At 41.6% G+C, this 18,315-nt stretch carries 13 protein-coding genes and 1 pseudogene; 8 read left to right on the plus strand and 6 right to left on the minus strand.

Annotated elements, in window-relative coordinates; translation table 11 throughout:
* Positions 1–282, plus strand: a pseudogene (locus EWV60_RS12280) (flagellar assembly protein H); the annotation flags it as partial.
* A 128-nt stretch (positions 283–410) separates the two neighbouring features.
* Here EWV60_RS12280 and EWV60_RS12285 read toward each other — a convergent pair.
* The 3 genes from EWV60_RS12285 to EWV60_RS12295 all read right to left on the minus strand — a co-directional run bounded on the left by EWV60_RS12285 (position 411) and on the right by EWV60_RS12295 (position 5,853).
* On the minus strand, positions 411–3,290 hold the full coding sequence (locus tag EWV60_RS12285; protein WP_287232524.1) for a UPF0182 family protein: 2,880 nt from the start codon (positions 3,288–3,290) through the stop codon (positions 411–413).
* A gap of 135 nt (positions 3,291–3,425) precedes the next feature.
* Positions 3,426–4,652, minus strand: a complete 1,227-nt coding sequence (locus EWV60_RS12290) for a glycoside hydrolase family 10-like protein (RefSeq protein WP_287232525.1) — start codon at positions 4,650–4,652, stop codon at positions 3,426–3,428.
* 73 nt (positions 4,653–4,725) lie between these two features.
* Positions 4,726–5,853, minus strand: coding sequence for an ABC transporter permease (locus EWV60_RS12295; RefSeq protein ID WP_287232527.1), 1,128 nt, complete (start codon positions 5,851–5,853; stop codon positions 4,726–4,728).
* Between the two features lie 84 nt (positions 5,854–5,937).
* On the opposite strand from EWV60_RS12295, the gene EWV60_RS12300 reads away from it, so the two are divergent.
* The gene (locus tag EWV60_RS12300; protein WP_287232529.1) at positions 5,938–6,873 is read left to right on the plus strand and encodes a 2OG-Fe(II) oxygenase; all 936 of its coding nucleotides are present in this window, start codon (positions 5,938–5,940) and stop codon (positions 6,871–6,873) included.
* 66 nt (positions 6,874–6,939) lie between these two features.
* Here EWV60_RS12300 and EWV60_RS12305 read toward each other — a convergent pair whose 3' ends face one another.
* Positions 6,940–9,138 (minus strand): phosphoketolase family protein, encoded by a 2,199-nt coding sequence (locus EWV60_RS12305; RefSeq protein WP_287232531.1) that lies wholly within the window; start codon positions 9,136–9,138, stop codon positions 6,940–6,942.
* Between the two features lie 130 nt (positions 9,139–9,268).
* Here EWV60_RS12305 and EWV60_RS12310 point away from each other — a divergent pair, with 130 nt between their 5' ends.
* The 3 genes from EWV60_RS12310 to EWV60_RS12320 all read left to right on the plus strand — a co-directional run bounded on the left by EWV60_RS12310 (position 9,269) and on the right by EWV60_RS12320 (position 12,766).
* Positions 9,269–10,762 carry a polysaccharide biosynthesis/export family protein gene (locus tag EWV60_RS12310; RefSeq protein ID WP_193976962.1) on the plus strand — a complete coding sequence of 498 codons (1,494 nt, stop codon included), beginning with the start codon at positions 9,269–9,271 and terminating at the stop codon, positions 10,760–10,762.
* 358 nt (positions 10,763–11,120) lie between these two features.
* On the plus strand, positions 11,121–12,080 hold the full coding sequence (locus EWV60_RS12315; protein ID WP_193976963.1) for an aldo/keto reductase: 960 nt from the start codon (positions 11,121–11,123) through the stop codon (positions 12,078–12,080).
* Positions 12,081–12,190: 110 nt separating this feature from the next.
* The gene (locus EWV60_RS12320) at positions 12,191–12,766 is read left to right on the plus strand and encodes an Alr1449 family protein (RefSeq protein WP_002732967.1); all 576 of its coding nucleotides are present in this window, start codon (positions 12,191–12,193) and stop codon (positions 12,764–12,766) included.
* On the opposite strand, the gene EWV60_RS12325 is transcribed toward EWV60_RS12320, so the two are convergent.
* Positions 12,749–14,392 carry a CocE/NonD family hydrolase gene (locus EWV60_RS12325; protein ID WP_287232535.1) on the minus strand — a complete coding sequence of 548 codons (1,644 nt, stop codon included), beginning with the start codon at positions 14,390–14,392 and terminating at the stop codon, positions 12,749–12,751. The genes EWV60_RS12320 and EWV60_RS12325 overlap by 18 nt on opposite strands.
* A 135-nt stretch (positions 14,393–14,527) precedes the next feature.
* On the opposite strand from EWV60_RS12325, the gene EWV60_RS12330 reads away from it, so the two are divergent.
* The 3 genes from EWV60_RS12330 (at position 14,528) to EWV60_RS12340 (ending at position 17,704) form a co-directional block, all read left to right on the plus strand.
* Positions 14,528–16,222: an ABC-F family ATP-binding cassette domain-containing protein gene (locus tag EWV60_RS12330; RefSeq protein ID WP_002776897.1), complete on the plus strand. Its 1,695-nt coding sequence runs from the start codon at positions 14,528–14,530 to the stop codon at positions 16,220–16,222.
* A 49-nt stretch (positions 16,223–16,271) separates the two neighbouring features.
* Complete coding sequence (locus tag EWV60_RS12335; RefSeq protein ID WP_287232537.1) at positions 16,272–16,727, plus strand: peroxiredoxin; 456 nt, start codon at positions 16,272–16,274, stop codon at positions 16,725–16,727.
* 623 nt (positions 16,728–17,350) lie between these two features.
* Entirely contained in the window at positions 17,351–17,704 is a 354-nt protein-coding gene (locus tag EWV60_RS12340; protein WP_002734736.1) for a phenylpyruvate tautomerase MIF-related protein, read from the plus strand.
* Positions 17,705–17,732: 28 nt separating this feature from the next.
* Here EWV60_RS12340 and EWV60_RS12345 read toward each other — a convergent pair whose 3' ends face one another.
* Complete coding sequence (locus EWV60_RS12345) at positions 17,733–18,167, minus strand: DUF4332 domain-containing protein (protein WP_287232539.1); 435 nt, start codon at positions 18,165–18,167, stop codon at positions 17,733–17,735.
* Between the last annotated feature and the right edge of the window lie 148 nt (positions 18,168–18,315).

Raw genomic sequence — 18,315 nt, forward strand, 5'->3', positions numbered from 1 at the left:
CTTCAACAGGGTCTTCAACAGGGTCTTCAACAGGGTCTTCAACAGGGTCTTCAACAGGGTCTTCAACAGGGTCTTCAACAGGGTCTTCAACAGGGTCTTCAACAGGGTCTTCAACAGGGAGAACGTCTGGTGATAGAAAATTTATTGAAAGCTCGTTTTGGTAATTTAGACCCAGATTTGTCCCTGATCATCGATCGCATTTTATTATTACCAGTGGAGGAGTTTACCCCTTTAATAATTAATTCATCTCGCACAGAATTAATTGCCCACTTTTCCAATTAAAAGAATAACTCAATCCTTTGATGATACTGGATTTTAAAATTGGCTGATTAACCAGAGCAGGCAATTTTCTGGGCAAATTCGGGGATATTTCAGCTTTCTTGCTAATTTGTGACCAAATTAGCGGCAATTTAACTCTGATGGCCTGAGAATAGCTTTTCTAAAGCTTCCTTCAAGGTTGGTTCCATGACAATTTTATTTTGATAAGCAACTGTTACTCTAGCGATTGTCGGGACACTATTTTGGTCTGCCACTAGATACAAAGGTTCTACATAAAGCAGCGATTGTTCAATGGGAATAATTAATAGGTGTCCCTGCAAAACTTTAGAACCGTCCCGATTCCAAAGGGAAATCTGTTGAGAAATATCTGGATCTTGGTTAATTAAAGCCTCAATTTGATTCGGCCCGTACACTAACCTTTGTTTAGGAAATTGATAGAGTAATAACTTACCATACTCTCTATCATCTGAACGAGCTGCTAACCAAGCGATTAAATTTTGCCGACTAGAGGGAGTATAAGGATGGAGGAGAATAAATTCTTCTTTGTCGGAATCGGGCAGTTTCATGATTAAATAATAGGGTGATACAGCCTGGGGTTCCGTGCCGTAAATTTCTAGGGGAATTTCCCATTGATCCTCCCGATTATAAAATACCTGTGGATCGGTCATGTGATAGGTTAATAATCTTTCCGCTTGGGTACTAAATAAATCTTCAGGATAACGGATATGACTGCGGAGAGTTTTCGGCATTTCTGCTAAAGATTTAAAGAGATGAGGAAAGATTTTACTCCACGTCTGAATAATTGGATCATTTTCATCGGCAACATAGAAATTCACCGTTCCATGATAGGCATCCACTACCACTTTCACCGAATTGCGAATATAGTTAAATTTATCTTTCCCTGGGTCAGAATAGGGATAGCGATCGCTGATAGTATAAGCATCAATAATCCAATGTAATTTACTACTACTATCGCCCACATCTGCCGCTACTAAATAGGGGTTGCGATCATAATTTAAAAAAGGTGCGATAGTTTGCACGCGATTTTGGATATCACGACGCATTAATAAGCGAGTTTCGGGAGTAAAATCTTGGCTAAATAACATTTGCCAATCCCGCAGATAAAGGGCAAATAGCCAACGTCTCCACCCCTTCCCCACTAAGATTCCTCCCTTTCCATCGTAGGTATTATAGACATTTCCATCCCCGCTAGGAAAATCCAATTCTTCTGCGGTGGTGGGAGTCATCACATAATTATTAGTTAATTCCCCGTAGTAAATGCGGGGTTTACCAATGGGAATACTATAATCAATTAATTCGCTAGAGGTTTGTAGGGCCCCTTCGTCTTTATTTGTGCCGATATCTTTGACAAAATAGTAGGGTAAACCCCCGGCAGCGACTAAATTAACCGGGGAAAGAGTGAACCCATAACCGTGGGTATAAACGAGATGTTTATTCACCCAAGTATTAGCAGAAGTGGGAACCGCACTATAATCTAATTCTCTAGCGGCAATAATGGTCTGTTGTTTTTCGGATATTGGACGTTCCTCGATGTTTTGATGCGATCCTACTCGCACTTGATAGCGATCAATATCAGCATCGGGGAATTTATAATATAATCGAATTTGCTGTAATTGTCGGTTAGTTTCTAGCAGTGGTTTGGTGTCCCAAAGACGAATATTATCGATAGTTAGATGGTTTCTCTCTAAAACTTCGGCATTTAATTCGGCCTGTGGATCGAAAACTTGGGCATCAATTCTATCTAAGTAAAAAGCCGCTCTTGTGGATTGAATACTTCTTTCAATATAGGGTCTTTCTCTCACCAACTCATTCGGTTGTACGACAGTCCTTTGCAATAGTCCACTGATAATTGTGCCACTTATCCAAACAATTAAATAGAGAAATACAGGAACTAAGTAGGGGGAAAATACCAACTTTTTCTTGGCAGTTTTGTATAATTTGCGACGGTTTATTTTAGCAAATAATGCTTTTTCTCCTAACCATATAGAGGTTATTCCTGCAATAATTCCCAGAATAATTTCAATAAATTGACCAACATGAACATCGATATAACCCGCACCATAAACTACCCCTTCCGGAGAATAAAGTAGCAGGTAACGCTGAATAATATGGTGTAATACTAGCAGCCCCATTAACCCACTCCACAGGGCGTATAAATGACGCAGTTGCGGACGGGAAAACCCCGGAAATGTTCCCAGAGAAAGACTATTACCCGAAAAAAGATAGGTTAAAATAACAGCAAAAAGAGTATATATTCCCACACCACCGAGCCATAATTCTAGTAACTGCCACAGGGGTAATTGAAAGATATAAAAACCTAAATCATTCCCGTATTGAGGATCGTTAATATTGAAAGGAACACCATAAAAATATTTTAAAAAATTCGCCCACTGCCCAGCAATAATAAAAGATAGCATTACAGTAAATACTATAGATATTATTCTCAAAAAATACTCGGTTTTGATTAATAATCCCAAGACTAAAATAGCAATAATTACCCCTTGCCAAAGATTACTGGAAATATCGGTTAATACTTGCCTAATCCAAACTATTTGCAGAGGAGAACTTAGGGAAGAACTAAGGTTAGGGAGATTAAAATCTGGTGTCCAGAGACTGAGGGCTAGTTTACTGTAATACAATAACATTGACCCAATCCAAGCTCCAATTCCCGTTGCGATAATCAAAAGACTGAGTAAATTAATACTGGGAGATTGAGGACTGGGAGGATAACTATCTTCTTTGGGTTTTTGCCAACGAAAACGCTGGGCTAAACGTAAATTAGTAAAAATAAAGAGTAGAGAAAGAATCGCACTTCCCCAACCTAATCCTAGTTGCCAAGACAATTGTTTCAGGAAAGTGTTTAAATAACCCATCTCGGTAAACCAGAGGCTATTGGCTAAAACTAATATCCCCAACTCCCCGATCACAAGGCAGCCGAGAAACAGTAAAATAGGTTTAGCGATCGAGCTTCGGTTATGTCTGATCAGCATGGATAAAGTGATAAGGGAGAGTCTTTTTTCATTCTAGCGATTTTAGTTTCTCCCTGCTGCTTTTTCTTAATTTAAAGATAAACTTAAGAAACTATAGCCAGGTTAGGGCGATAATTTCGCTTAAAGTCAGCCATTTTAGCTAGGATTAGCAGACTGGAGTATTTCCCGAAAAATCCTGCGTCGATAGGAAGGAGATTCATTGCTGATATTCCATAAAGTTTCGTAGAAAAAGAAAGAAACACCAAAATTTTTTTGTCTCGATTTTTCCACTTGTTGAGTAATATTAACCATCGGAATCGGACGACCTTTTAAACCAGATAAAATCCCAATAGCTACGGGGATAGATTCTCTAGCTTGTTGTAATTCTGGTTGGGATAATTCCAGGTCAAAGGCGTTCATATTAGTTCGATACACTTGTATTATTAATTCATCAATCAAGTTTTTTTGTTGCCATTTTTGCCAATCTAAAAGATAAAATTCTAGGGAGAAAGTGTAGGGATTAGGAGATAGGGAAATAATCGCTCTAGGTTGGTGCTTTTTAATCGTCTGGGCTAAACTATTCATGTAGTCAGTAATTTTATCGGCCCGCCATTGAATCCATGCTTTATCTTGGTAATCTTGCGGTGGTAATTCTCCCGAATGTTCCCTTTGATAGAGTTTAATTGTGGTTTCATCATAGCCAAAATCGGCGGGATAACCAAAATGGTCATCAAACTGAATTCCTTCTATATCGTAGTTAGTAATAATCTCGCTGACTAAATCGGTAATAAAATTTTGTACTTGCGGATGTAAGGGATTTAACCACACCCGTTGATGCACTTTTCCTTCCCACCAAATCACACTTTTATCCTGTCTTTGGGTTAACCAATCGGGATGTTGTTTGGCTAATTCTGAATCCGCAGGAGCCATAAAACCAAATTCAAACCAGGGAATAATTCTTAATTTTTTCCGATGACCTTGGCTAATTATTTCCTTTAAAAAGTCGCGATTTTTTAAAGATTCATGGGGATCGATCGCTCGTCCTGTAACTTTTTCTGCTACCCTAGAAGGATAGAGTGTATAACCCCAATTCCAGACCGTGGGATAAATGGTGTTAAAGTTTAAATCGGCCAACCTATCAAGGGCATCTTTTAGGATTTCCGGTTTAAATAATACTTCACTATCGATATTAGTTAACCAAACTCCACGAATTTCGGGTTTTTCTTGGGTTTGATTGGTCGATTGTGCGGGAAAATTAAAGGTTATCGTCATGATACAAGCAAAGATAATTAAAAATATTAACCAGCTTATTTTCCCGTATCTTTGACTATAAATCACTAAACCATCGGCGAAATTATTAAAGGTTTTACTGATTTTATTCATAATGGGAAGTGGGGGAGTGGGGAGACTTATCAGTTATCAGTTCACTGATAACTGATAACTGATAATGGCTAAATTATCTCTCTAAATTGCGAGGATCTAGAGAATCGCGTAAACCATCACCGAGTAAATTAAAAGCTAAAACGGTGAGAATAATTAACAAAGCAGGTGGCCAAATTAACCAGGGTTGTAGAACAATAATTGAGGCATTGGTAGCCAAAGAAAGCATATTTCCCCAACTAGGATCCGGTTGTTGAATTCCCAAACCAATTAAACTTAAAACCGATTCGGCCACGATAAATCCCGGCACGGCTAACGTAGCGGAAATAATGATATAACTAGCAGTTTGGGGCAGCACATGACGCAGAATAATATAAAGAGGTTTTGCTCCCATAGCTTTAGCAGCCTGAATAAATTCCTGTTCTTTCAGGGATAAAACTTGACCGCGAATTACCCGCGCTAATCCCGACCAACTGATAAAAGAAGTAATCAGGACGATTAATAAAAAGCGCTGGGTGCTGGTTAATCCTGCGGGTAAAACCGCTGCTAGGGCCACGAGTAAATATATGCCGGGGATAGTCATTAAAACTTCCACAAAACGCATTAAAATCGCATCTAACCAACCGCCAAAATAGCCAGAAATGCCACCGACAAATAAACCAATAGGGAAAGAAATTAAAATCCCGACCAAACCGATAAATAAACTAATTCTGCCTCCGAAAATCAGGCGACTAAAACTATCGCGTCCCGATTCGTCAGTTCCCAATATATTGATTCTACCATCGCCGATGACCCCGAACAGATGGATATCAAAAGGAATACCGGGGAATAAAGTTACTTCCTTCCATTTTGGCGGCAAAGGTAGGCGAATTTGACCGAAATTATAGGTTTCACCCTGAACCAAGAGACGCAGCGGCAAGGGTTTGTTAAAATCTCTAATTAGCTTCCGCTCACCAGTTTCTATATTAATAGCACTTTGAGTAGTGGGATAGACGTGGGGGCCAATCCACTCACCCTTGTTACTTCCCGACTGCGAGCGCCAAAAGATTTGGGTGGGGGGTAGGAGAGACTGACCGGGTTGGGAGGAGTAGGGAGAGTAGGGAGCGACAAAATCCGCCGCCATTACGCTTAAATAGAAGATTAACAGTAAAACTGCTCCCCAACGAGCGAGAGGATTATCTTTGAGTTTGTGCCACCAGTCCATAGGCGATGAGGTCAATAGGAGAGTTAATCTTTATTTTGCCAGTTTGATTGCTACAATTCATCATACCAACAAAAAAGCTGTCTAATGTTTATTAATCCCCTTGTTTATGAGAAATCTCCTGTCTATCGTCAAGATTTTGAGACAGCGCAACCGTTTAAGCATTTGGTCATCGATAATTTTTTAGTGAGGGAGCAAGCGCAAATTTTGCTAGAAAATTTTCCCAGTTTTAATTCGCAAAAAGCCATTAGTGAGTTAGGAAAAGTTGGCGGGAAGGCGGTTAATGAGGATTTAATCGGTTTGGAGGGTGTTTATCAACAGTTTGGCTGCTACGTTCAAGCTCAAGAGTTTTTAGAGTTAATTTCCCAATTAACCGGTATTGATAATTTAATTCCAGACCCTAGTTTTTATGGGGGTGGAACCCATGAAAATTTACACGGTCAAGAATTAGACCCTCACATTGATTTTAACCTCGATGAGCGTCACTGGTATCATCGCCGCTTGAATTTATTAATCTATTTAAATCCCCAATGGCAAGCAGATTGGGGAGGAAATCTAGAGTTACATTCCAATCCTCGTCAACCAGAAGAAAATAAGATTAAATCTTTTGTACCTATCTTTAATCGTTGTCTTATTTTTGAAACTAATGAACATTCATGGCATGGATTTTCTCAGATTAATTTACCAGAAAATCAACGGCATTTATCGCGTAAATCTCTTTCTATCTATCTCTATACTAAAGAACGTCCAGCTGAGGAATTATCACCATCTCATACAACTTTTTACATCCCGCGCCCGCTGCCAGAAAATATTCAACCCCATCAAGTTTTAAGCTCGGAAGATTACCAACAAATTAAAATTTTACTGAAAAGACGGGATGATTTAATTCGTTTTTATCAAGATAGAGAACTGAAAGAATCTCAGGATTTAGTTAGTTTAAAATCCCATATTAAGCGCTATCTATCCCTCCAATATCCTCGCCTATGGAAAATTATTAAAAGTTTACCCCGTTGGCAAAAGTGACCAGAAAAAAATCCCTACTTTCCAATCAAAGAAAGTAGGGAATAATCAAAAAAACTGACTGGGAACTTAGCCTAATAACTGGGTAGCACGGGTAGTTAAAGCATTGGCAGTTAAACCATTATAGGCCATAATTTCCCCGGCGCTGGCGGTGGTTTCTCCCCGTTTCCAAGCGAAGACATCCCGACGCGCATTACTGCGTAACATAATCGGTTCTAACATGGCGCTTGTACCACCGGTTACTCCGATTAAAGCATCACCAGCAAAGAGACTGTCAAAACCAGCATCATCGAGGAAATTATTATCAGCTTCCGAGCTAGTTTCACTCATCACATCGCTAGGACGGTAGAGACGACGGGGATTAATTACCGAGACGATTTTTACCCCGATTCCTGCTGCTTCTAACTGTTGTGCAGACTCAAAGACGGGTAATAAAGTCATATCACCAATGACGGCAAAAACGACTTTTTTACTGCCTTCCGATTCCTGGAGAATTACGCCGCCTTTTTCTAAAGCTTGACGGGTTTGCTCAAAGCTGGTTCGCACTGGTAAAGGCGATTTACTAGCGGTGACTGTAATGCCTTTATTGCTAGTTCCTAACGCCCATTCATAGCAGACTTGAATACTGTTAGCATCGCAGGGAAAGAGAGGGAAAATATTACCATTTCGCATCATAGCAGCGAAATAATTTTCAATCTCTGGGCGTTGGTGTGTCCAACCATTACGTCCTTGCTCCAAGGCTCCGGCGGTGAATAAAGTAATAGTAGAAGGGGTGGGACGACGTAACTCGGCCATCGCTTGGGTTACAGTCTGCCAAATCGGTAAACCATTGATAGCAAAAGACTCGTAGGAACACCATAAAGTCCGCGCTCCCAAGAGAGATAAACCGACGGCTAAACCAGCACAGGCATCCTCGCTTAAAGGCTCATAAACTTGACCTTTAGGACTCTGGAAATAGGTATCATCGCTGGTGGGGTGAATAATCTTTAAACCGACGTTAATATTATTAATTCCCGAAGCGGCATTACCATCAGCATTAGTGACAACAAAATTGGGGTCAGCTTTACCCACAGCTACCACTAATTCCCCCATAGCAGTGGTGGCCACTTTTTTATCTCCACCCACAGTATATTCCGTCATCGGTAAGGTTCCTAAATCCGGCAGCGGGAAGACTTTTTCCGTTACCACTGTTTCCGCTGCCGGACCCCCTCCAGAGCGCTCGAAATTGGTACGAACAATTGCCCAAGCTTCAGGGGGTAAAGCGCGTTCTTGTAAGGCAGCAACGATATAATCTTTTTCTAGAGAATCTCCCGGATAAAGATTATGGGAAGCCGCTCCCCGTTTGTGAACTCCCGCCCCTTTCAGTTGTTTAATAATGATCACCGTTAGTTTACCACCTAGGGCTAATTGGGCGGCTTTATCCGTGGCTATTAACACCGCTTTCATGAACTCCAGACGCTGGTTAAAAGAGAATTTGGTGCTATCTACATATTCCCCATTTTGATTAGCATCATCGAAGTCTTTAGCATTAATTAAAATCACTTCCTCGAAACCATTACCGCGCCAATAGGCTTCCATTTCGGCGTTAGTTTTCAGGGACACCATGCTATGGTGTTCTTGGGAATAGCCATTCCAGACTAAAATCGGCAGAAAATTGGTAATTTCGGGATAAGCAGTGTGAAAATGACCAAAACTACTCATGATGTAGGGTTCTCCTAAACCACCATCCCCGATAGTCACAGGGAAAAGGGTATTAGGGTGTAATTTGGCCGCCGCCATGGCGAAATGTTGGCCTTGGCCCAAAGGACCGGCCGGCCCGAGCAGTCCGGGGATTTGTCCAGAAAGATGCCCTAAAAGTCCGTGTTTTTCCCGAAAACGTTCTCCCAATTCGGTGACGTTGCTGATGCCCATGGCTTCGAGAGAGCGATCGAGAAAGACGTTACTATAAAAACCGGGGGCATGATGGCCCACTTCGGTGAAGATATTTTTCTGGCCTAACATCATCAAAGAGGCAATTACGTCGGCAGCGCTGGCAAAACCGCCGGGGTGTCCCGATTCTTTGGTAGCGGTGATTTGTAGGGTGAGGTAACGCAAAGCATCGGCGGCTAGGAGGGTTTGATAGATAGCATTTGGGTCATTAGGAGCAATAATAGCAGTTTTTCCCTCAGCGATAGCGGCTTTTCCTGCATATTTATCAAATTCGGGTAAGGAACCCCCAAAATATTTTATCCCTTGACAAAAATCGGGAATTGTGCTAGTAGCTGTCATAAAATTAATATACCCCTTTACATACAGGCAATCGTTAAAACCATCTTACAGTTAGCGGTAACTCTCGATAGATGCGATATTACAGGGGGTTTCCATAGGCGATCGACTATTTGTGCTACACTGATCGCCAATGTTAGCAATAAAATTAATCCTATTGATCATGTTAAATAGCAGCCAATTACAGCATTTAATCAGCAAATCACTGCGTTATCTATTAATTATCGGCACTATTGCCCCTCTAACTTCCTTAGAGGCTCGCCCAGTCCAAGCTACTCCTCCTAGTAGTGCTGCACCCCCTAAAGAAGCGATTGCCCCTATCCCCGCAGAAAGCAAAGATTACACCCTAGGAGAAGGGGATAAAGTGCGCGTCACCATCTACCAAGTCGCGGATTTAAGCGGCGATTTCCTCGTCTTACCCGATGGAACCCTAACTTTACCTCTGATTGGTAGCGTCAAAGTGGAGGGAATGACCGTCACCGAAGCCAGCCAAACCCTGGCCAAACGTTACACCACCTATCTCAAACGTCCCGTGGTTACTGTTAGCGTTCTCACCCCCCGGCCTCTGCAAATCGCCATCGCGGGGGAAGTCAATCGTCCGGGTACTTATACAATTAACCCCGAACAAAGCCAAAAAACGCCCCTATTGACCGAAATAATCCGGCAAGCGGGGGGAGTGACTACGGTGGCCGATATTGGTCAAGTTCAAATCCGACGCAACCTCAAGGGACAAGAACAGCTAATTCAAGCCAATCTCTGGCAATTAATCCAAAAAGGCGATACAACCCAAGATATTAGTCTCAGGGATGGTGATAGCATCGTGATTCCCACTAAAACGACCCTTAGCGTCGGGGAAGTCAATCAATTAGCCGATGCCAATTTTGGACTAGATAGCGATCGAGAAATTAATGTTACTGTGGTGGGAGAAGTTTATCGTCCTGGCTCCCATCGTATTGTCCCCAATCAAGTTAACACCGTCACCACAGAGAATAATCGCGGAATTCGACGACAACCGGCCCGACTAACCCAAGCTATCCAACAAGCGGGAGGCATCAAACCCCTCGCCGATATCCGACAGGTGCAAGTGCTGCGTTATACTCGTGACGGTTCCCAGCAGAAAATTCCTGTAGATCTCTGGAGTTTGCTCGAAAAAGGTGATATAACCGGCGATATCTTTCTTCAAGAAGGAGATACGGTGATTATCCCTACCGCTACTGAAATCTCGGCCCAGGAATCAGAAACCCTAGCATCGGCCAGTTTTGCCCCTAAAACCATTAACGTGAAAGTGGTCGGGGAGGTGAAAAAACCGGGAACAATTGAAGTTCCTCCCAATACCCCTCTCAATCAGGCAATTTTAACCGCAGGAGACTTTGATAAGCGTCGCGCTAATCAGTCCACAGTGGAATTAATTCGTCTCAATCCTAACGGAACCGTCACCAAAACCTCAATTAACATCGATTTTTCCCAGGGTATCAACGAGAAAACTAACCCGATTCTCCGCAATAATGATGTGGTGGTGGTTCATCGTAGCGGTCTGGCCGCCACTACCGATACCCTAGGTACGGTTTTAAGTCCCTTTACTGGTGTTACCGGTATCTTCAACGGATTGTTAAATCTTTTACGTTAAAAAAGTTTACTTTACCCGGATGTCATTAGCTAAGTAATCGAGCTAATAATAGATATAGAAACGGCGAAAAGTCGTGAGCGGTCACGGCTTTTCTGCTCAATAGACTCAGGAAAGAAAACTATGATTTTTCTCCTTACTCTAGCCCTAATCTCCCTGTCGATTAGCTACAATGTTCACGGCGAAATAATTAGCCTCAGTACCTGCTTATTGGGTCTTTTTTGTGGCTTATTAAGTTTGTTCTTTACACCCCTACTGGTAAAGGTTTTTATCCTTGTCACTTTAGTCCTCTTTAGCTGAGATTTTAAACCCTAAACTCGACTAAAACCCTAAGCATACTTAACCCATCAAAAAAACTGTTATGCAAAAACGCTATCTCGGTCAGACTAATATAGAAATTACTCCCCTTCTCGTGGGTACTTGGCAAGCAGGAAAAAAGATGTGGGCAGGTATTGAAGATGAGGAAAGTATTAGGGCTATTCGTGCCGCTTTTGAGGCAGGAATTACCACTATAGATACAGCCGAAATCTACGGGGAAGGTCACTCGGAATCGATTGTCGCTCAAGCTTTGGCCGATGTGCGAGAACAGGTAATTTATGCCACCAAAGTTTTTGCTAATCACCTTAAATATGAGCAAGTTATCGCAGCTTGCGATCGCTCTTTAAAAAACCTCCAAACTGATTATATCGATCTTTACCAAATTCATTGGCCTAGTGGCTCATGGAACACGGAAATAGTGCCTATTTCTGAAACTATGGCCGCTCTTAATTATCTGAAAGCACAGGGAAAAATTCGCGCTATAGGGGTTTCCAATTTCTCCCGCTCTCAACTGGAAGAAGCTGGTCAATACGGCAGAATTGAGAGTATTCAACCTCCCTATTCTCTCTTTTGGCGCTCGGTAGAAAAGGAAATTATGCCCTATTGTATAGAAAATAATATTTCTATTCTGGCCTATTCTCCCCTTGCCCAAGGTTTATTAACAGGAAAATTTAGAAATGGTTATCAGTTAGCATCGGAGGATCATAGAATTAAAAATAAACTCTTTCATGGCGAAAACTTTCAGAGGGTACAAGCGGCTTTAACTCAATTAGAACCGATTGCTAACCGCTATAATTGTTCCCTAGCTCAATTATCTCTTGCTTGGTTAATTAAGCAACCTCAAACTAATGCAATTGCTGGGGTAAGAAATGCCGCTCAAGCAGTTAATAACGCTCAAGCAATGACAATTAATTTAACCCCAGAAGACCTAAAATTAATTGATAATATTGGTAAACAGGTAACTGATTTCTTAGATGATAATCTCGTGCTGTGGAATTTCTAAAAGTTATACAGCAGTTATCCTAAGGGTGAGGATAGAAGTTTTGGTTAATTCTCAGGAAAAAGCCTGTATAATGATGGCTATAGTCCGATTCTTACCGCAGGATTATCCCTATGGCTAAATCGAAAAAACACAATCTGCAATGGATTAAAGAAACCCTCGACTTAAATCCAGATCATAACTGGAAATCTAGTCCGGGTAACAGTATTTTTGTAGCTGGTCGCGGTGCAGTGCGCTTTGAAGTTCCTCAAGATTGGCATTTTGAACCCGATGATAATTCCTTTCGTTTTTTGGATAGAAAACCCCCCAATGATGATTGTCGTTTAGAGGTTTCCTATAATTTACTTCCCCCCGGAGATTGGAAAGAATTGCCCCTGAAAGGAATGGTCAAAAAGTTAGCTCGTGAAGATAGCCGCAATCCTCACGAAATCGGCGAAGTTATCCAAGAAAAACGCCAAACTGTCCGCATTGTTTGGGTGGAAATTCAATTCATCGATCCCCAAGAAAATCGGCCAGCTTATTCGCGCATTGCTGTGGGTATTGGTTCTGGGGTTCAATGTTTAATTACTATGGATTATTGGGTCGATGATGCGGACAAATTCACCCCCGTCTGGGATACGGTTATCTCCTCGCTGGTGTTAGGTTTATACATTCGTGATCCCCGCAGCGGTTTAGCTTTCCCCGACTAAAGGTAATAGCAATTTTGCAGGAAAATTTCCTTGACAAAAAACCTTAATTGTGATAGTAGAAAAATCGATCGCTCGACTCTGGTGGGGATAGCTGCCGGTTCCCGCATTGACGGGATGTGCAGGAAAGCAAGAGGCACTGAGACTCAAACGCAAGCTATGACCTTGAGGAATAGTGATAAAAGTAGCCTGCATGGCCATATTTAGGGATGATTCGGGATTATTTACCCGTTTATAACCCTGAGTGATATTAAAAACTCGACCATCGGGGGTAACTTGAGAAACCACCGCGCAGATATCGAAACTAACCGCGTCTGCTTGACAATAACAATCCAGACGGGGACTACCCAAAATCGTTAAATCCTTCTCTAGGGGGGGAGAAGTGTAGGTAATCACATCACTGCGACAGTCTAGCATGGTGCGGTCGAATATTCCCCCCGGTAGGGCGCTATGACCTCCTAAAGATGGGACCGGTCGCCAAGGATCGTGAACGATGGTATCCTCGATCGCAGGTTCTAACAAAATCGCGCTTAATTTCCCCTCATCCTCGCGCAGATTGGCTAAACCCTGACTAGCAAGATAATAAATTTGCTGATTTTCTCCAGGAAACTTCTCTAGATATCGCCATTGATTAGATCCCATTTGAAATAGATACAGGGGAGGATTTTTAAATAACTCCGTTTCCTGACCTTTTAAGAAATAATCAAACCATTGCAGCTGCATTTTATCCACAGGACTAATTGCCTCTTGACCATAATCTATCTCTCCTACTTTTCTCCCCCAGGGTAGATGAGTCCAAGCACCAATAATTAGTCGTTGGGGATAGATAGAACGCGCTTGCATTTCTTGGTATAAACTCAAAGTTCCCCGGAGATGAGGATCGAACCAACCTCCGATATGTAACATCGGTAAATCGATATTTTTTAAAAGCTGTTGCGGTGATAAATTTTGCCAATAGTCATCGGGAAGATAACGAGTAATCCAATCGTGATAAAAGGAATCGGCGGCTAAATCTTGTAGAATTTGGGGAGAGGCTGCAATAGGATCAAAAAGGGGTAAATTTCGGGAAGCTACCCAGAGTTTTTGATAGGCTATTTCGTCCCCTTTTAATCTAGCTGTTTCCGCCGCTAATTGTATTGCCCAAGCGAGATTATATTGTAAATTAAATGCTTCATTTTCATAGCCCCAATCTCGATATAAATCGTGAGCAATCATCGCTGGGCAAATAGTTTTTAAAGAACCGTGACCATTAGCAGCCGCATATAATTGGGTCATTCCCTGATAGGAAAAACCATACATTCCCACCACACCCGTATTATTAGGAATAGTTAAAACCCATTCAATAGTTTCTAATCCGTCGCTAATTTCATGGGCAAATAAATTAAAATTTCCCGTCGAGTTTCCCCGTCCCCGCACATCCTGAATTACTACAATATAACCCTGACGTGCATACCAGCTAGGATGGGCATAAACCACCGTGGAAGCGATCGCTTTTCCGTAGGGTTGTCGCATTAGTAAAATGGGAAAAGATTCCCTACTATCGGGACGATAAATATCGGCAGCTAAACTAATTCCATCTTTGGTGATGAAACTAGCTGTTTCTTTTTTTATGGGGTAGGGATTAAACATTATTATCTCTTTCAGATAAAAAATACTGTCAGGTGGCTCAATCGAGAAAACTTGACCAAGACTAGATAAAGCTTAACTAAATGTTACAATAAAGACGGACTGCCTCAACTGCCTAGGACTGGAGAAAAATCAGCGATGCTACGACTAGAGAAAATTAGTAAGATTTACCCGACGGGAGAAGTGTTAAAAGATGTCACTTGGGAAGTAAAAACTGGCGATCGCATCGGGTTGGTGGGAGTCAATGGGGCCGGAAAATCCACCCAACTGAAGATTATTATGGGGGAAGTGGAACCCACCGCCGGGGAGATCATCCGTCCTACCAGTCTCCATATCGGCTATCTTACCCAGGAATTTGAAGTGGATCCCCGTCGGACGGTACGCGAGGAATTTTGGACGGTGTTTAAAGAAGCGAATCAAGTCCACCATCAACTAATAGAAATTCCCCAGCAGATGGAAAAAGCTGATCCTGAAGAATTAGATCGCTTAATTCATCAATTGGATCGCCTACAAAGACAATTTGAGGCATTAGATGGTTACGGATTAGAAGCACGCATCGAGAAAATTTTACCGGAAATGGGCTTTACTATTGATGACGGCGATCGCTTGGTAAGTTCCTTTAGTGGTGGTTGGCAAATGCGGATGAGTTTAGGCAAAATTCTCCTGCAAACTCCCGACATTTTACTCCTCGATGAACCAACTAACCATTTAGACTTAGAAACCATTGAATGGTTAGAAAAATTCCTCAAGGATTTAACCACTCCCATGGTCATAGTTTCCCACGACCGGGAATTTCTCGATCGTCTCTGTACCAAAATTGTCGAAACTGAAAGGGGGGTTTCTACCACTTATCTAGGTAATTATTCTGCCTACCTACAGCAAAAATATGAACAACAATCCGCTCAGTTAAGTGCCTACGAACGTCAACAAAAAGAACTAGAAAAACAGCAAGTTTTCGTCGATCGGTTCCGGGCCAGTGCCACCCGTAGCACCCAAGCAAAAAGCCGGGAAAAACAATTAGAAAAGGTGGAAAAAATTGAAGCACCAATCGCCGATGTGCGTACCTTAAAATTCCAGTTTCCTCCAGCAGTTCGTAGTGGTCGAGAAGTGGTAACGATTAAAAATCTTGTTCACATTTACGATGATAAAATTCTCTTTTTGGGAGCAAATCTGGAAATAGAAAGAGGCGATCGAGTGGCGTTTTTAGGACCCAATGGTGCGGGAAAATCGACGCTTTTACGCTTAATTGTTGGTTTAGAAGCTCCCACAGAAGGCTCGATCGAAATCGGTAAACATAACGTTATTCCTAGTTATTTTGAGCAGAACCAAGCGGAAGCTTTAGACTTAACTAAAACTGTTTTAAATACCATTCATGATGAAGTTCCCGATTGGAAAGATGTGGAAGTTCGCAGTCTTTTAGGGCGATTTTTATTTAGTGGGGAAACGGTATTAAAAAAAGTAGAATCTTTGAGTGGTGGCGAAAAAGCGCGTCTTGCTTTAGCCAAAATGTTACTTGCTCCCGCTAACTTATTAATTCTCGATGAACCCACCAATCACCTCGATATTCCCGCGAAGGAAATGTTAGAATCGGCTTTAAAAGTTTATGAAGGCACGGTTTTAATTGTTTCCCATGATCGTTATTTTATCTCCCAGGTAGCTAACAAAATTGTCGAGATTCGGGATGGTGAATTAATTGTCTATGCGGGAGATTATCACTATTATCTAGAAAAACTAGACGAAGAAAAACAAAAAGCCGAACAAAAACGCATTGAAGCCGAAAAAGCGGCCAAAGCTGCCGCTAAACGCGCTAAACAAAAGGCCAAAAAAGGTTAGAATGTAGAGTATCACCCTATCCACGATTATCTATCAATTAATTAATCTTATGGCAGCTATAAAAGTAGGCGATCGAGTTCCTAATTTTTCTCTCCCCTCCCAAACAGGGACAACGGTTAATATCAGCGATTTAATCGGTAAAAAATCCCTGGTCATTTATTTCTATCCCAAAGATGACACCCCGGGTTGTACCGCAGAATCCTGCGCTTTCCGCGATAGTTACGAAGTGTTTACCGATGCAGGTGCGGAAGTTATTGGTATTAGTGCCGATAGTCCCCAATCTCATCAACAATTTGCCCAAAAATATAATCTTCCCTTCACCCTTTTAAGTGATAGCGATAACCGAGTGCGGAAATTATTCGGTGTTCCCTCTACCTTATTTGTCCTCCCCGGACGAGTTACCTATATCATTGATAAAGAGGGAATCGTCAGACATATTTTTGATTCTATGTTAGATTTTAAAGCTCACGTTACCGAATCTTTAAACACGATTAAATCTTTTTAGGTTGATGATCACGAAAGAAATCCTGATCGGATAATTACTTGGAAAGAAATTAAAACATCTATCGGATAATTGTGCTGGTTCTGACTTAAAAACACGCCAATTCAAGTCTGAATTGGTGCTTTTCATCTGGTTTCGGCTGAGCGCTTATGGGTCAAAACTCATCTTAAAACAGAGGAGGAAAAACCACGGTTCTCAACTTAGTTGGGGTTTAACTAGGAGGATTTTTATGCCAAGTAAAATAAAAAGTTGCTCCTTCACCTGCTTGAGATTCTATCCAAATTGTACCTCCTTAACTGTCTTTAGAGACTAGATAGTGATCGGTTGTTCTCCTCGGTTTTAGCCAGCGTCAACCATCACCAACGTTGATATGTTCTGCTTGTGGAAAAGCTTGCTCAGAAGTGGCAACCCTTTCTAAAAAACAGAAGGGATCACAGTCATCTAATTGAGATAAATTATCAAAACAATCATCGATCGCTTTTCTGGATAAAAAAGGTACTTATAGCGGTTCTCACACCTGTCTGGCAAACTTAAACCTTTGCTGATTAAGCTTTTTAACATCGATAATGTACCTCTTGCGAACAGGAAACGCTATATTATAGAAAAATATTGCTGAGATTTTTCCTATGCCTCTAATTAAAATTCAAACTTCTGTCACCTCCCTCGATGATGAGACAGTTAATCAACTTTTGCAGAGTCTTTCGGCTAAATTAGCTAAACATCTGGGAAAACCCGAATCCTATGTGATGACAGCTTTAGAATCGGGGATAAAAATGACTTTTGCTGGCACTTTTGAGCCAGTGTGTTATGTGGAGATTAAAAGTGTTGGTTCTATTTCCGCCGCTCAAACTAAAAGCATGAGTAGTGATTTTTGTCAAGAAATTGAGGCTTATTTAGGAATACCGAAAAATCGCATTTATCTAGAATTTGCCGAGGCGAAAGGTGATCTTTGGGGATGGAATGGCACTACTTTTGGTTAATTTATGCCAAAATTTTGGTAAATAGGGCTTATTTTAACTCTCTGGTTAAGATTTGCGCCTGTTCAATCCAAGCTAACATCACCGCAATATCGGGACATAAATCGCGTCTTTGCAGATTAGCCACCTGAAAGCGGAGAATCTGTCGATGCAATTGCTGAATTGATGTCTGTGCCAATTGCGGGACGGAAGCAATACCGGCATGAACCAGCAAACCGCAGTATTGACAACCCACGGCGGGAATCGAGGCTAATTCCGCCATTGCCACCCACTTATTAATATGTTTAGCCTGAATTTGCATTCTTACTGCTAATTTTTCCTTACCCAATTGCGGACGAACTTTTTGCAGAAGTTGTGCGGTGGTGTCGATACCGCAATCCTTTAATTTTTGGCAATCTTGGTCACTTAACCCCGGCAAATGTTCAATTAACCAGCTTTGCCTGTGGATAAGTTGCGATCGATTCATCGAAATTATTAACTATTGATAAGTAGATTATAGCAGTTCAGTAGGGAGGCACAATTATTTGTAGGATGGGTTAGCGGTAGCGTAACCCATGCGGGCTATCGATTATGAAGAATACATCAGTATTTATAATTTAGTAATTGAATTAATC

The sequence above is a fragment of the Microcystis sp. Msp_OC_L_20101000_S702 genome, from assembly GCF_007095705.1.
GTDB lineage: Bacteria > Cyanobacteriota > Cyanobacteriia > Cyanobacteriales > Microcystaceae > Microcystis > Microcystis ichthyoblabe_A.

What these genes read in the sequence shown, in the direction of transcription:
- EWV60_RS12295 (WP_287232527.1), bottom strand. Translation starts at nt 5,853, where the DNA reads ATGGACTGGTGGCACAAACTCAAAGATAATCCTCTCGCTCGTTGGGGA.
- EWV60_RS12290 (WP_287232525.1), bottom strand. Translation starts at nt 4,652, where the DNA reads ATGAATAAAATCAGTAAAACCTTTAATAATTTCGCCGATGGTTTAGTG.
- EWV60_RS12315 (WP_193976963.1), top strand. Translation starts at nt 11,121, where the DNA reads ATGCAAAAACGCTATCTCGGTCAGACTAATATAGAAATTACTCCCCTT.
- EWV60_RS12300 (WP_287232529.1), top strand. Translation starts at nt 5,938, where the DNA reads ATGTTTATTAATCCCCTTGTTTATGAGAAATCTCCTGTCTATCGTCAA.
- EWV60_RS12340 (WP_002734736.1), top strand. Translation starts at nt 17,351, where the DNA reads ATGCCTCTAATTAAAATTCAAACTTCTGTCACCTCCCTCGATGATGAG.
- EWV60_RS12335 (WP_287232537.1), top strand. Translation starts at nt 16,272, where the DNA reads ATGGCAGCTATAAAAGTAGGCGATCGAGTTCCTAATTTTTCTCTCCCC.
- EWV60_RS12330 (WP_002776897.1), top strand. Translation starts at nt 14,528, where the DNA reads ATGCTACGACTAGAGAAAATTAGTAAGATTTACCCGACGGGAGAAGTG.
- EWV60_RS12325 (WP_287232535.1), bottom strand. Translation starts at nt 14,392, where the DNA reads ATGTTTAATCCCTACCCCATAAAAAAAGAAACAGCTAGTTTCATCACC.
- EWV60_RS12320 (WP_002732967.1), top strand. Translation starts at nt 12,191, where the DNA reads ATGGCTAAATCGAAAAAACACAATCTGCAATGGATTAAAGAAACCCTC.
- EWV60_RS12310 (WP_193976962.1), top strand. Translation starts at nt 9,269, where the DNA reads ATGTTAGCAATAAAATTAATCCTATTGATCATGTTAAATAGCAGCCAA.
- EWV60_RS12345 (WP_287232539.1), bottom strand. Translation starts at nt 18,167, where the DNA reads ATGAATCGATCGCAACTTATCCACAGGCAAAGCTGGTTAATTGAACAT.
- EWV60_RS12285 (WP_287232524.1), bottom strand. Translation starts at nt 3,290, where the DNA reads ATGCTGATCAGACATAACCGAAGCTCGATCGCTAAACCTATTTTACTG.
- EWV60_RS12305 (WP_287232531.1), bottom strand. Translation starts at nt 9,138, where the DNA reads ATGACAGCTACTAGCACAATTCCCGATTTTTGTCAAGGGATAAAATAT.